We start from the raw sequence: 13,465 nt of genomic DNA on the forward strand, positions 1-13,465 counted from the left end.
GCCTTAGGCCACTATTTTCAGTTTCGTGGATCTCAGCCGGCCGATCAGCACTGCAATTCCTTCGCTCGACGGGCCTGTCCTGCAGGTCCTGGCGGCTGCGGACCGGGAACTGTCGGGCCGCCAGATCCACAGCCTCGCCGGTTCGGGCAGTGTCGCCGGGGTCCGCCTCGTCCTGCAACGACTGGCCACGACCGGCCTGGTCCACGTCCACGAGTCCGGCAACTCCCTGCTCTACACCCTGAACCGCAAACACCTGGCAGCCCAGGCCGTCGAGATGCTCGCCGACCTACGCACCACCTTCGCCGCCAACCTCGCCGCCGAGTTCGCGACCTGGACGATCGCCCCCATCCACGCCAGCCTCTTCGGCCCCATCGCCCGCGCGGACTCCCCGATCGCCCGCGCCGACGGCACTACCACCCGCACGGACGACGCCACCACCCGCGCCGACGCCACCACCCGCGCCGACGCCACCACCCGCGCCGACGCCACCACCCGCGCCGAGGGCGACCTGGACAGCGAGGTCGACCTCCTCCTGGTCCGCCCCGACGAAGTTGCCCCCGACAACCTTCTTTGGGTCGAACAAACCACCCGCCTGCTCGAGCAGATCGTCGCCCAGACCGGCAACCCCGCCAACCTCTACGACCTGACCCACACCGAACTCACCACAGCCACCCCCACCCCCACCACCTGGCCAGACCCAGCCATTCCCCTCACAGGTCCGCCGCTGGCCGCGTTGCTCCAACCTCTCACCCTGGCAGAAACCAGCTGAGCCACTGCCGACTTGCTTGTACTACGTACCCCCGCACGCCAACGCGTTCCGCACCTCCGCACCTCCACCCCCTCGGCCCAACTCGCTCGCCCCCACGCCCCCCGGGCAGGGACACCCTCCATGACGGTTCACCCCCTGCTGTTGGGGTTAGCCCACTGGCACAACAGTGGGCTAACCCCAACAGCAGGGGGAAAGCACACCGACGGGGTCCGAAGACCGCCTTCGTCGAGTTGGCTAAGGGCGTCTGGCTGTAAAGCGCCTTACTGATCGGTCGGTGGGCGTCTGAGTCGGGTCGGCTGTTCGCCGGGTAGCGCGAAAATAGCTCGTCAGCGGCCGAAGAACGCGCCGGCGGCGGGCCAACCGGCTCTGTGCATGAGGTCAGCGGATCGGCGCGCGGAAGTACTCAAGTCGCGCACAAGGAGCTCGCCAACCGGGCCCCGAATCCGGTCGCTGTGGTGAGAAGCGGTCTGGTTCAGCCGCAAGGGCTCTCAGCGCAAGCTGACTACTGTGGTTCGAGTAAGGATTTGAGGCGGAGCAGGTCCTTTTGATTGGCTCGGCGCATCGCGGCTGCCATCAAGGGGGCGGCGATGCCGGCGAAGCCGGATGGTTCGCCGCGGTTTCTTAGGGTCATCCGGGTTGACTGCTCAGTCTCGGCGGTCCATTGGTAGCTGGTCTCCATCGGGAATGGACCTTGAGCGGTGCGCATCACCAACTGACTCAGTGGGACCAGGTTGGTGACTTCGTAGGTGTAGGCGAGGCGTCGGCCGAGGAAATGGGCGACGAAGTCCAGGCGGGAGCCGAGCGCGACGGGTGGTGGGGTTTGCCAGTGGACCGACTCGATGTTGGAGTACCACTGCGGTGCGTTGGACGGATCGCCGGCGTACTCCGCGACGACAGCCAGGGGCCGGGCGATCACTATTTCGGTGCGTACGTCGACGGCCATTCTCTGAGGCTAGTCCCAGCTCAGGAGAGTTTGGCGGCCAGTTCGGTCAGGACCGCTCTCACGCCGGCGGTCTCAACCACCTAGCAGCGGTGCCATCAATCGAGCGATGCGACTCTCCCGCTTGGTCAGCCTTTCCTCGGCGTCGGCAAACGTCATCGCCCGCAGACCGGCGTTGATTCCCAACCAGCGAAGGGGTTCCGGCTCCCACTGCCGGGACTGATGGCCGACCCACGGCAGCCGAGTGAGGTCGGTATCGCGCCGCAGGATCAGATCCGTGAGTGTGCGCCCGGCCAGGTTCGTGGTCGAAACGCCGTCGCCGACATAGCCGCCCGCCCACGCGAGGCCGGTCGCACGATCCAGCCCGACCGACGCACACCAGTCCCGCGGTACGCCGAGAGGCCCGCCCCACGCGTGCGTGAACTCCACGTCGCCGAGCCCGTCGAACAAATCCCGCAGCGTCGCCCGTAGTGCCGCGAACACCCGCGGCTCCTCGTCGTACGAAGGCCGGATCCGCGACCGGAAATGGTACGGCGCACCGCGTCCTCCGAAGGCGAGCCGCCCGTCGGCCGTCCGCTGGCCGTAGATCACCAGATGCCGATGATCGCTGAACGTCGGCCGCCCAGCCAGCCCGATGCGGTCCCAGGTCGCGTCGTCCAACGGCTCGGTCGCCACCATCAGCGAGTACACCGGCGCCACCGTCCGCGCCTGCCCGGCCAACCGAGGCGTGAATCCTTCGGTCGCCCGGACGACCACATCAGCCCGCACCACGCCGTACTGCGTGATCGCGCGTCCGGGCTCGATCGCGGTCACCGGCGTGCCTTCGTGAATCACCGCACCCAATCGCTCGACTGCTGAAGCGAGACCGCGAACCAGTCGCCCTGGATGGAGCACGGCACAGTGTGGCGTGAATGTTGCCCCGAGCACCTTTGTCGCGTGGACCTGTGCGGCGACCTCATCCGGTTCGAGGAAGCGCAGGTCGCCCGGACCCCACTCGTGCGCCTCGGCCACTTCGGCGCGAGCCCGGGCCAGCTGGACCGGTGTTCGCGCGAGCACGATCGTGCCGCCCTTGTGGTAATCGCAGTCGATGTGTTCGGCGGCGCTCGCCAACCCGACCTCGTTGACGCTCGCCTGCATCGCCCAGTGCATCGCCTGAGCAGCCTCGCGGCTCGACCCAGGCAGCGACGCGAGACGCCGGGAGGAGACCGGGAACAGCGCCGAACACCAGCCGCCGTTCCGTCCGGACGCTCCGAACCCAGCCGTCTCCGCCTCCAGCACGACCACCCGCAACGCCGGATCGGCCTTCAGCAGGTAGTACGCCGTCCAGAGTCCGGTGAAGCCGGCGCCGACGATCGCGACATCGGCCTCCCGGTCCCCCGGCAACGCGGGACGGACCGGTACCGCTGGAACAGAATCGCCGGCGGCAAGGATCGAAGCATCACCGGCAGCCCAGAGCGGGACACCGGTATCGGATTGTCGCCGGCTCAGCGAACGCCCCATGAGCGGTTCATCTCAGCGCACACCCCATGAATAGGTCTGTTTCACCAGCTTGAGGTACACGAACGTCTCGGTCACCTTGACCCCGTCGATCTGCCGGATCCGGTCCGACAGCACCCGGAGCAGGTGTTCGTCGCTCTCGCAGAGCACCTCGGCGAGCAGGTCGAACGAGCCGGCCGTGATCACGACGTACTCGATCTCCTCCATCGCGGCGAGCTTGTCGGCGATCGGTTCGAGCGAGCCCTCGGCCTTGATCCCGATCATCGCCTGCCGGGCGAAGCCGAGTTCGAGCGGATCGGTGACCGCGACCACCTGCATCACGCCGGCGTCGGTGAGCCGCTGGACGCGCTGGCGGACGGCGGCCTCGGACAGCCCGACGGCTTTGCCGATCGCGGCGTACGACTTGCGTCCGTCCACCTGGAGTTCGCGGATGATCGCCTTGGCGGTGTCGTCGAGCAGGCCCTGGGCCTTCTCCGGGGTCGGGTTGCGTCCGGTCACTTGGCTGATCCTGTCAGCGGGACCGGGGGTAGGCAAGTCAGGATTCCGGATTCCGTCGCGAAATAGCTATTCACCTACGGAATCCCTTGTCTTGGGTCAACTGTTTTGACAGTATCGCCCGCGAAGCCAAGTAGGAGGCCCGATGCGCACGAGCCCTCAGACCGTCGTCAGACGCCGGACCCTCCTTCGCGGCCTGGGGCTGTCCGCGCTCGGGCTGAGCGCCGGCGGGACGTTGGCCGGCTGCGGGATCCCCGCCGCCAAGCAGTCCGCCGACAGTTGCGTCAGTACGGACAAGTCGCCCGGCGAGAAGACGCTGATCTTCTCCAACTGGCCCAGCTATATGGACGAGTCCGACGAGAAGGTGAACGGGCAGACCGTCCTGCCGACGCTGGCGGAGTTCGAGAAGAAGAGCGGCGTCCAGGTCACCTACACGCCGGACATCAACGACAACGCCGAGTTCTACGCGAAGATCCGCGACCAGCTCGGCGCCTGTCAGCCGTGCGGCCGGGACCTCATCGTGCTGACCGACTGGATGGCCGCCCGGACCGTCGGACTGGGCTGGATCCAGAAGCTCGACCACACCAAGATCCCGAACGTCGACCAGCACCTGATCAAGCAGCTCAAGGCTCCGGGCTGGGACCCGAACCGCGACTACAGCGTGCCCTGGCAGACCGGCCTGACCGGCATCGCCTACAACGCGAAGTTCACCAAGGGGGTCGGCAGCTTCGCCGATCTGCTCAGCCGGCCGGATCTGAAGGGCAAGGTGACGATGCTCTCGGAGATGCCGGACACGATGTCGTTCATGCTCAAGCTGACCGGCGCCGACCCGTCGAAGTTCAACGACGCCGAGTGGAGCAAGGCGCTGGAGAAGATGCAGGACTACGTCGGCACGGGGCACATCCGGCGCTTCACCGGCAACGACTACGTGCAGGACCTGAACGCCGGCAACATCGTCGCCTGCGAAGCCTGGTCCGGCGACGTCCTGGCGCTGCAGGCGGACAACCCGGACATCAAGTTCGTCGTTCCCGAGGAAGGTCTGGGGATCTGGTCGGACAACATGCTGGTGCCGAACAAAGCGACCCACAAGGGAAACGCCGAGGCGCTGATGAACTACTACTACGACCCGGAGGTGGCCGCGACGCTGGCGGCCTGGGTGAACTACATCTGTCCGGTCGAGGGCGCGAAAGAAGCGATGGAGAAGATCGACCCCGAGCTGGTCGACAGCCCGCTGATCTTCCCGGACGCCGCGACGCTGGAGAAGGCCTCGGCGTTCATGGCCCTGGACACGGCCAAGGCGAAGCTCTACGAAACCGACTTCAACCTCGCGATCGGCGGCTGACCAATGGCATCCAGCGATCTTGTGCTGACCGGACTGGGCAAGCAGTTCGGCACCTTCCACGCCGTTCGCGACCTGGACCTGACCGTGCCGGAGGGTGCGTTCTTCGCGTTGCTCGGACCGTCCGGTTGCGGCAAGACCACCACCTTGCGAATGGTCGCGGGGCTGGAGGAACCGACCCGCGGCACGGTCAGCCTGGGTGAGCAGGACATCACCCGGCTCCGTCCGTACAAGCGGCCGGTCAACACGGTCTTCCAGAACTACGCGCTCTTCCCGCATCTCGACATCTTCGAGAATGTCGCCTTCGGCCTCCGCCGCCGCAAGGTCAAAGAGGTCAAGCAGAAGGTCGAGGAGATACTCGAGCTGGTCGAGCTGGGTGCCTTCGGCAAGCGTCGGCCGCCGCAGCTGTCCGGCGGCCAGCAGCAACGGGTCGCGTTGGCCAGGGCGTTGATCAACCGGCCGCAGGTGCTGCTCCTCGACGAGCCGCTGGGTGCGCTCGACCTCAAGCTCCGCCGGCAGATGCAGATCGAGCTGAAGCGGATCCAGACCGAGGTCGGGATCACCTTCGTGCACGTCACGCACGACCAGGAAGAGGCCATGACGATGGCCGACACGATCGCGGTGATGAACGGCGGTGTGATCGAGCAGCTCGGCACCCCGACCGAGCTGTACGACCTGCCGGCCACCACCTTCGTGGCGAACTTCCTCGGCCAGTCCAACCTGGTCCGGGCCGCCATCATCGGCAAGGCCGACGAGCAACTGGTGGTCGACGTCCACGGCAGCAAGGTGACCGTCCCGATCCCGCGCTGCCGGGTCACCGAGGGCGAGGTCTGGATGGGCGTCAGACCCGAGAAGGTCTTCCTGGCCCGGGCCGGCGAGGAGCAGAACGGCGGCAACGTACTCCGGGGCGCCACCGTCACCGACGTGAGCTACATCGGCGTGAGTACGCAGTACCTGGCCCGCCTTCCCTGGGGGCAGGAGCTCACGGTCTTCGAGCAGAACACCGGCGCCCGCGACGCACTCACCGTCGGCGATCCCGTCGACCTGCACTGGCAACCGGCCCATACGTTCGTGCTGGACGCCGCCCAGGATGCACTGGCGGGTGTCGAAGACATCGCGGTCGACGCCTGATGAGCGCGCTCGGCCACCTGAGTACGCCGGCAACCGTCGAGCCGGCACCGCCTCCCGAGGGCAGTGAGCGCCGGCGTACGGCGTACCTGCTGCTGCTTCCCGGCGGTCTCTGGCTGATCCTGTTCTTCGTCGTGCCACTCGTGTCGCTGATCGCGGCCAGCCTGTACGACCCGAACGGTTCGATCGAGTCCGGCTTCTCGATGACCTGGAGCTTCCACAACTACGTGGATGCGCTCGCTGACTATGCCCGGCCGTTTGGGCGATCGCTCTGGTACTCGCTACTCACCACTGCGTTCTGCCTGCTGCTCGGGTTCCCGCTCGCGTACGCGATCGCGTTCAAGGCCGGTCGCTGGAAGAACCTGATGCTCGCGCTGGTGATCGCGCCGTTCTTCACCAGCTTCCTGATCCGCACGCTGTCGTGGAAGCTGCTGCTCAGCGACAACGGCTTCGTGGTGGACGCTCTGAAGGCAGTGCACATCCTCGGCTCGGACGGGCGACTGCTCGCGACCACCGCCGCTGTCGTCACCGGCCTGACATACAACTTCCTGCCCTTCATGGTGCTGCCGCTCTACGCCAGCCTGGAGAAGATCGACCACCGGCTGATCGAGGCGGGTGGCGACCTGTATGCCAGTGCGTTCACCACGTTCCGCACGGTGACGTTCCCGCTGGCGATGCCGGGTGTCGTGGCCGGGACCCTGCTGACCTTCATCCCCGCGGCCGGTGACTACATCAACGCCCAGCTGCTCGGTACGCCGAAGCAGCGGATGATCGGCAACGACATCCAGCGGCTGTTCGCGGCCGGGGCCTATCCGACCGCTGCCGCGCTCTCGGTGACGCTGATGGCCGCGATCACCGTGCTGGTGTTGTTCTACGTCCGCCGGGCCGGAACGGAGGACCTGGTATGACGAACATCGGTCGCTGGATCGGGCGGCACCTGATCCTCTTCATCGGGCTGCTGGTCCTGCTCTACCTGTTCGCGCCGATCTTCGTCGTGATCCTGATGTCGTTCAACGCGCCGAAGAGCAAGCTGTCGTACCAGTTCGACGGCTTCACGCTGCACAACTGGACGCATCCCTGTCAGCCGTTCGGACTCTGCGACGCGGTCAGTACCAGTCTGCGGATCGGCCTGGTCGCTACCGTGATCGCGACCGCGCTCGGCACGCTGATGGCCTTCGCGATGGTCCGGCACCGCTTCCGCGGCCGGGCCGCGACGAACCTGTTCATCTTCCTGCCGATGGCCTCGCCCGAGATCGTGCTCGGCTCGTCCTTGCTGGCGCTGTTCGTCTCCGGCGGCCTGGGTGGTCAGCTCGGCTTCTGGACGATCCTGATCGCGCACGTGATGTTCTGCCTGTCGTTCGTGGTCGTCACCGTGAAGGCCAGGCTGTCCGGGATGGACACCCGGCTGGAACAGGCGGCGATGGATCTCTATGCGACCGAGTGGCAGACGTTCTGGCGGATCACCTTCCCGCTGGTCTTCCCCGGCATCCTGGCCGCCGCGCTGCTGAGCTTCTCGCTGTCCTTCGACGACTTCATCATCACCAACCTGAACGCCGGCCGGACGGTGACGTTCCCGATGTTCGTCTGGGGATCCGCCCAGCGCGACATCCCGCCGCAGATCAACGTCGTCGGTACGGCGATGTTCCTGCTGGCACTGGTTCTCGTCCTCGGCGGTGAGCTGGCTCGTCGTCGCAGGGCGTCCCGTGCACACTGACCAAGCCTTTGCCGACGCCAAGCGGGCGGTGTTCTGGCTCGACGGAGGTGCGCCGGATCCGTGCGAGCCGCTCGGCGGGAACGAGAAGGCCGACCTGGCTGTGGTCGGTGGCGGCTACACGGGACTGTGGACCGCGCTCCGGGCCAAGGAGCGCTATCCCGACCTGGACGTGGTCGTCCTCGAGGCGGGTGCCTGCGGCAACGCGGCGAGTGGACGCAACGGCGGCTTCTGCTCGGCCAGCCTGACCCACGGGTACGGCAACGGCCTGGCCCGCTGGCCGGACGAGATCGACACCCTCGAACGACTGGGGATGGCCAATCTGGAGGCGATCGGCGACACCATCGCGCAGTACGGGATCGACTGCAACTGGGAGCGAACCGGCGAGCTCACCGTCGCGACCGCGCCGCATCACCTCGACGAGCTGGCCGAGGAAGTCGCAGTACGGCGGGCTGCCGGTGAGAAGGTCGCGTTGCTCGACCAAGCCGAAGTACGGGCCGAGGTCGCGTCGCCGACGTACCTGGGTGCGTTGGCAGAACCAACCCGTACTGCGCTGGTCGAGCCGGCCCGATTGGTCTGGGGTCTCCGCCAGGCGTGCCTCGACCTCGGCGTACGGATCTACGAGAACACTCCGGTGACGGGGCTCCAGCGAGGATTGTTGCTAACAGCAACTGGTGAGGTGCGGGCTGATCGGATCGCCCTTGCCTCTAACGCTTTCCCGTCCCTGCTGCGAAGGCTGAGGCCGTTCACCGTCCCGGTCTACGACCTCGTTCTGATGACCGAGCCGCTGTCCGCGGAGCAGTTGGCCGCGATCGGCTGGCAGCACCGCCAAGGCATCGGTGACGCGTCGAACCTCTTCCACTACTACCGATTGACCAGGGACAACCGGATCCTCTGGGGTGGCTACGAACCGCTCTACTCGTTCGGCAGCAAGATCCACGAGTCCCTGGAGCAGCGCGATGCCATCCACGGCATGCTCGCGCGGCATTTCTTCACCACGTTCCCTCAGCTGGAAGGCCTGCGCTTCACCCACCGCTGGGGCGGCGTGATCGACACCAGCACGCGCTTCTGCGCCTTCTTCGGTACTGCGTCCAGCGGTCGCGTCGCCTATGCGCTCGGCTACACCGGCCTCGGTGTAGCCGCGACCCGCTTCGGCGCCGACGTGATGCTCGACCTCCTGTACGACGAGGACTCCGACCGCCGCCGGCTCCAGATGGTCCGCGACCGCCCGATCCCGTTCCCACCCGAGCCGATCCGGTACGCCGGCATCCGCCTCACCAAATGGTCGATGGCCCGCGCAGACGCTCACGCTGGCCATCGCAACCTCTGGCTCCGAACCCTCGACCGCCTCGGCCTGGGCTTCGACTTCTGACCGCTGACGTCCGAAGAAGCGGAGGGACGTGTACTCCAGTTCTTCGGACGTAAGGAAAGCGGTTAGAGCTTGGTTTCCGCTTCGATCAGGACCGAGCGGAGGATCTGCTCGATCTCGTCGAAGTGGGACTGGTCGCAGATCAGCGGCGGGGACAGCTGGATGACCGGGTCGCCACGGTCGTCGGCCCGGCAGTACAGGCCCGCGTCGAACAGCGCCTTGGAGAGGAAGCCGCGCAGCAGCCGCTCGGACTCCTCGTCGTTGAAGGTCTCCTTGGTCGCCTTGTCCTTGACCAGTTCGATCCCGTAGAAGTACCCGTCGCCACGGACGTCGCCGACCAGCGGTAGGTCGAGCAGCTTCTCCAGCGTCGCACGGAACTCCCCCTCCGTGTCCCGTACGTGCTGGTTGATGCCCTCACGCTCGAAGATGTCGAGATTCGTGAGTGCGACGGCCGCGGCGACGGGGTGACCCCCGAAGGTGTAGCCGTGGGCGAACGAGGTGTTGCCCTGCAGGAACGGCTCCATCAGCCGATCCGTGGCGATCATCGCGCCCAGCGGTGCGTAGCCGGAGGTGAGTCCCTTCGCGCAGGTGATCATGTCCGGCTGGTAGCCGTACCGCTCGGCGCCGAACATGTGTCCGAGTCGCCCGAAGGCGCAGATCACCTCGTCGGAGACGAGCAGTACGTCGTACTCGTCGCAGATCTCGCGGACGCGCTCGAAGTACCCGGGTGGCGGTGGGAAGCAGCCGCCCGCGTTCTGGACCGGCTCGAGGAAGACCGCGGCGACGGTGTCGGCACCCTCGTTCTCGATCGCGACGGCGATCTGGTCGGCGGCCCATCGGCCGAACGCCTTCGGGTCGTCGCCGTAGATGGGTGCGCGGTAGATGTTCGTGTTCGGCACCCGGAAGGTCGACGGCACCAGCGGCTCGAACGGCGCCTTCAGCTCGGGCAGCCCGGTGATGGAGAGTGCGCCGTGGGTGGTGCCGTGGTACGCGATCGCGCGGCTGACCACCTTGTGTTTGGTGGGTTTGCCGGTCAGCTTGAAGTACTGCTTGGCCAGCTTCCAGGCGGTCTCGACCGCCTCGCCGCCGCCGCTGGTGAAGAAGACCCGGTTGAGGTCGCCCGGCGCGTAGTTCGCGACCCGCTCGGCGAGTTCGATCGCCTTCGGGTGCGCGTAGGACCACAACGGCATGAAGGCGAGCTCCGAGGCCTGCTTGGCCGCCGCCTCCGCGAGCTCGGTCCGGCCGTGCCCGAGCTGGCTCACGAACAGGCCGGCCAGACCGTCCAGGTACCGCTTGCCGCCGGCGTCCCAGATGTACGCACCGTCGCCCCGGACGATCACCGGGATGTCGGCGGTCTGGTAGGCCCCCATCCGGGTGAAATGCATCCAGAGGTGTTTACGGGCGGACTCCTGCAGACGGGCTAGGTCAGCGGCGTCGGAGGGCATCATCGGTTCCTCTTCGTTGGCTTGGCCGTTGGTCGCCATCCTCTCCCGGGTTCTGCTGGTTGACAAGTGATTTCGCACTCAGAAGCCCATCTGCCTACGGATGTCGGCCGTTGAAACGCCGCACACCTATCGATTCCGTCGTCATCGAGGCTAGGCTCGACCAGGTCGAGGCACCGAACAGACAGGCACCGAACAGACAGGGACCGTCATGGCTGACCAGCAGACCTTCGCGAACCTCGTGGACGGCAGGACCGTCGGCGCACTGAGTGGCGCTGGCTACGACGTGGTGAACCCGGCGACCGGTGAGGTCTACGCGCGGGCCGCGCTGTCCGGGCCGGAGGACATCGATCAGGCGATGACCGCCGCCGCTCGCGCGTTCGAGTCGTGGCGGGACACCACTCCGGCCGAGCGGCAGCGGATGCTGCTGAAGATCGCCGATGCGCTGGAGACCAGGTCGGAGGAGTTCACCAAGGTCGAGAGCGACAACACCGGCAAGCCGCTGGCTCTCACCGCTTCCGAGGAACTGCCGCCGTGTGTGGACCAGTTGCGGTTCTTCGCCGGCGCCGCCCGGTTGCTGGAAGGACGGTCGGCGGGTGAGTACATGGCCGGGCATACGTCCTTCGTACGGCGTGAGCCGATCGGCGTGGTCGGCCAGGTGACGCCCTGGAACTACCCGTTGATGATGGCCATCTGGAAGATCGCGCCGGCCCTTGCCGCCGGCAACACGGTGGTGTTGAAGCCGAGCGACACCACCCCGGCCTCGACCGTGCTGCTGGCCGAGCTGTGCAACGAGTTCCTCCCACCCGGCGTACTGAATGTGGTCTGCGGTGATCGGGACACCGGCCGGGCGCTGGTCGACCACGACATCCCGCAACTGGTCGCGATCACCGGATCGGTACGAGCCGGGATGGAGGTCGCGAGCGCGGCAGCGCGGAAGCTGAAGCGGACCCACCTCGAGTTGGGCGGCAAGGCTCCGGTGGTGGTGTTCGACGACGCCGACCTGGAGGCCGCGGCCGAGGCGATCGCGGGCGCGGGGTACTTCAACGCCGGCCAGGACTGCACAGCCGCGACGCGGGTGCTGGCGGGACCGCGGATCCACGACGACTTCGTCGCCGCGCTGACCGAGCAGGCGAAGAACACCAAGACGGGCAGTCCGGACGAGGATGTCGCGTACGGCGCTTTGAACAACGCCGATCAGCTCCGCCGGGTCGGTGGCTTCATCGACCGCCTACCGGATCACGCCGCCCTGCAGACCGGCGGCTCGGCTGTCGGCGACCGTGGCTACTTCTACTCGCCGACCGTCGTGTCCGGCCTGCTGCAGACCGACGAGGCGATCCAGGACGAGATCTTCGGCCCGGTGATCACCGTGCAGCGCTTCTCCGACGAGGACGAGGCCCTCCGCTGGGCCAACGGCGTCGAGTACGGCCTGGCGTCCTCGGTCTTCACCCGCGACCATGGCCGCGCGATGCGAATGGCCCGCCGCCTCGACTTCGGCTGCGTCTGGATCAACACTCACATCCCGATCGTCGCCGAAATGCCCCACGGCGGCTTCAAGAACTCCGGCCACGGCAAGGACCTCTCCATGTACGGCATGGAGGACTACACCCGGATCAAACACGTTATGTCGAACATCGACGTCTAGCCCACCGGCGGTCGATCCCACGCGGCTCCTGCGTCGCCGCTCCCCGCCCGGGTTCACCGCTTCTGCGTCGCGGCTCGGCGAGGGCAGCGGTCGGCGTCACCTGGTCGGCGGGTGGGTGGACCTGTTCCGCGTGGCTGGCACCCGCCGCCCCCGGGTTCCCCAGCACGGCGTCTTCGTGAACCAGTTGAGCGTTCCGTCGCCTGAGAACGCTCAGCGGATGCACATAGGGCGGCAACCGACGCCGGCGCTTCGCACCCGGCACCCCGGCACCCAGCACGTCCAATGACGCCCGTACGCCGGGCGGCAGCCCGTTGCGGCCGGCGCGGACCACCTCGGCTGGATCGCGGGAAGTGGTCTACCGATAGTTGTCGAGCTTCGCCGCGATCTCGTCGAAGACGCCTCTCTCGTGCTCCTTGGGCGCGTAGACCACCAGTTCGTCGAAGCCGGCGGCGCGGTATCGCTCGACCAGCCGGGCGAACCCGTCGACGGACTCCCACGGACTGATCGCGCCGTACGCGAGCAGGATCCGCCGGATCTCGCGGCCGCCGAGGCCCTCGCCCAGGACCCGCAGCCGCTCCACCGACGCCTCGTAGAAGTCGGCCTCGGTCGCGGCACCCGGGAAGGTCACCCAGCCGTCGCCGTGCGCGGCCACCACGGCGAGAGCGCGCGGCGCGTTCGCGGCGATGATCAGCGGCACCCGGTCCTGCACCGGTCCGGGCGTCATCGAGGCCTGCGAGTACGGGTAGTACGGCCCGTCGTGATCAGTCACGTCGCCGGCCAACAGCCGCTCGACCACGGAGACGAACTCGGTCAGCCGCTCGGTCCGCTCCCGCGCCGTCCACACCGGCACCCCGGCCATCCCGTGATCGGTCGGCCAGACCCCGGACCCGATGCCGAAATCGAACCGGCCGCCGGCGACGTGATCCATCGTCAGCGCCTGCTTCGCGAGCACGGTCGGCTGCCGGAACACCAGGTTCGCGATCAGCAGCCCGACCCGGATCCGGGTGGTCGTCGCCGCCCAGGGCCGTGACGATGGTCGGCCCGTCGAGCACGGGGACCGACGGATCCCGCGGATTGCGCAGGTTGTCACCTGTCCAGAGTCCGTCGAACCCGGCTGCCTCCGCGATCCC

12 protein-coding genes are annotated in these 13,465 nt (G+C 67.3%); 7 read left to right on the forward strand and 5 right to left on the reverse strand.

Going from position 1 to position 13,465, the window contains the following annotated elements:
• The first annotated feature begins 25 nt into the window (after positions 1-25).
• Positions 26-769 carry a hypothetical protein gene (locus tag F1D05_RS40575; protein WP_246486968.1) on the forward strand — a complete coding sequence of 248 codons (744 nt, stop codon included), beginning with the start codon at positions 26-28 and terminating at the stop codon, positions 767-769.
• Positions 770-1,271: 502 nt separating this feature from the next.
• On the opposite strand, the gene F1D05_RS21260 is transcribed toward F1D05_RS40575, so the two are convergent.
• From F1D05_RS21260 to F1D05_RS21270, 3 genes are all read right to left on the reverse strand, one after another.
• The gene (locus tag F1D05_RS21260; protein WP_185441904.1) at positions 1,272-1,712 is read right to left on the reverse strand and encodes an SRPBCC family protein; all 441 of its coding nucleotides are present in this window, start codon (positions 1,710-1,712) and stop codon (positions 1,272-1,274) included.
• A 72-nt stretch (positions 1,713-1,784) separates the two neighbouring features.
• A complete protein-coding gene (locus tag F1D05_RS21265) occupies positions 1,785-3,209 on the reverse strand; it encodes an NAD(P)/FAD-dependent oxidoreductase (RefSeq protein WP_185441905.1) in 1,425 nt (474 codons plus the stop codon).
• 12 nt (positions 3,210-3,221) lie between these two features.
• Entirely contained in the window at positions 3,222-3,704 is a 483-nt protein-coding gene (locus tag F1D05_RS21270) for an Lrp/AsnC family transcriptional regulator (RefSeq protein ID WP_206685784.1), read from the reverse strand.
• Positions 3,705-3,846: 142 nt separating this feature from the next.
• Here F1D05_RS21270 and F1D05_RS21275 point away from each other — a divergent pair, with 142 nt between their 5' ends.
• Genes F1D05_RS21275 through F1D05_RS21295 form a run of 5 tightly spaced genes read left to right on the forward strand, consistent with a single transcriptional unit; the run spans position 3,847 to position 9,251 of the window.
• On the forward strand, positions 3,847-5,043 hold the full coding sequence (locus F1D05_RS21275) for a polyamine ABC transporter substrate-binding protein (RefSeq protein ID WP_185441906.1): 1,197 nt from the start codon (positions 3,847-3,849) through the stop codon (positions 5,041-5,043).
• A gap of 3 nt (positions 5,044-5,046) precedes the next feature.
• On the forward strand, positions 5,047-6,171 hold the full coding sequence (locus F1D05_RS21280) for an ABC transporter ATP-binding protein (protein ID WP_185441907.1): 1,125 nt from the start codon (positions 5,047-5,049) through the stop codon (positions 6,169-6,171).
• Positions 6,171-7,076 carry an ABC transporter permease gene (locus F1D05_RS21285; protein WP_185441908.1) on the forward strand — a complete coding sequence of 302 codons (906 nt, stop codon included), beginning with the start codon at positions 6,171-6,173 and terminating at the stop codon, positions 7,074-7,076. Before F1D05_RS21280 ends, F1D05_RS21285 begins: the two co-directional genes overlap by 1 nt.
• Entirely contained in the window at positions 7,073-7,882 is an 810-nt protein-coding gene (locus F1D05_RS21290; RefSeq protein WP_185441909.1) for an ABC transporter permease, read from the forward strand. The genes F1D05_RS21285 and F1D05_RS21290 overlap by 4 nt, the downstream gene beginning before the upstream one ends.
• Positions 7,872-9,251, forward strand: coding sequence for an NAD(P)/FAD-dependent oxidoreductase (locus F1D05_RS21295; RefSeq protein WP_185441910.1), 1,380 nt, complete (start codon positions 7,872-7,874; stop codon positions 9,249-9,251). The genes F1D05_RS21290 and F1D05_RS21295 overlap by 11 nt, the downstream gene beginning before the upstream one ends.
• Before the next feature lie 62 nt (positions 9,252-9,313).
• Here F1D05_RS21295 and F1D05_RS21300 read toward each other — a convergent pair whose 3' ends face one another.
• Positions 9,314-10,696 carry an aspartate aminotransferase family protein gene (locus F1D05_RS21300; protein ID WP_185441911.1) on the reverse strand — a complete coding sequence of 461 codons (1,383 nt, stop codon included), beginning with the start codon at positions 10,694-10,696 and terminating at the stop codon, positions 9,314-9,316.
• 205 nt (positions 10,697-10,901) lie between these two features.
• On the opposite strand from F1D05_RS21300, the gene F1D05_RS21305 reads away from it, so the two are divergent.
• Positions 10,902-12,335, forward strand: a complete 1,434-nt coding sequence (locus F1D05_RS21305) for a gamma-aminobutyraldehyde dehydrogenase (protein WP_185441912.1) — start codon at positions 10,902-10,904, stop codon at positions 12,333-12,335.
• Positions 12,336-12,690: 355 nt separating this feature from the next.
• On the opposite strand, the gene F1D05_RS21310 is transcribed toward F1D05_RS21305, so the two are convergent.
• Positions 12,691-13,425 carry an LLM class flavin-dependent oxidoreductase gene (locus F1D05_RS21310; protein ID WP_185441913.1) on the reverse strand — a complete coding sequence of 245 codons (735 nt, stop codon included), beginning with the start codon at positions 13,423-13,425 and terminating at the stop codon, positions 12,691-12,693.
• Between the last annotated feature and the right edge of the window lie 40 nt (positions 13,426-13,465).

Origin of the sequence: Kribbella qitaiheensis, assembly GCF_014217565.1 — a bacterium.
Lineage (GTDB): Bacteria > Actinomycetota > Actinomycetes > Propionibacteriales > Kribbellaceae > Kribbella > Kribbella qitaiheensis_A.

What these genes read in the sequence shown, in the direction of transcription:
- F1D05_RS21260 (WP_185441904.1), bottom strand. Translation starts at nt 1,712, where the DNA reads ATGGCCGTCGACGTACGCACCGAAATAGTGATCGCCCGGCCCCTGGCT.
- F1D05_RS21305 (WP_185441912.1), top strand. Translation starts at nt 10,902, where the DNA reads ATGGCTGACCAGCAGACCTTCGCGAACCTCGTGGACGGCAGGACCGTC.
- F1D05_RS21280 (WP_185441907.1), top strand. Translation starts at nt 5,047, where the DNA reads ATGGCATCCAGCGATCTTGTGCTGACCGGACTGGGCAAGCAGTTCGGC.
- F1D05_RS21275 (WP_185441906.1), top strand. Translation starts at nt 3,847, where the DNA reads ATGCGCACGAGCCCTCAGACCGTCGTCAGACGCCGGACCCTCCTTCGC.
- F1D05_RS21285 (WP_185441908.1), top strand. Translation starts at nt 6,171, where the DNA reads ATGAGCGCGCTCGGCCACCTGAGTACGCCGGCAACCGTCGAGCCGGCA.
- F1D05_RS21290 (WP_185441909.1), top strand. Translation starts at nt 7,073, where the DNA reads ATGACGAACATCGGTCGCTGGATCGGGCGGCACCTGATCCTCTTCATC.
- F1D05_RS21300 (WP_185441911.1), bottom strand. Translation starts at nt 10,696, where the DNA reads ATGATGCCCTCCGACGCCGCTGACCTAGCCCGTCTGCAGGAGTCCGCC.
- F1D05_RS21265 (WP_185441905.1), bottom strand. Translation starts at nt 3,209, where the DNA reads ATGGGGCGTTCGCTGAGCCGGCGACAATCCGATACCGGTGTCCCGCTC.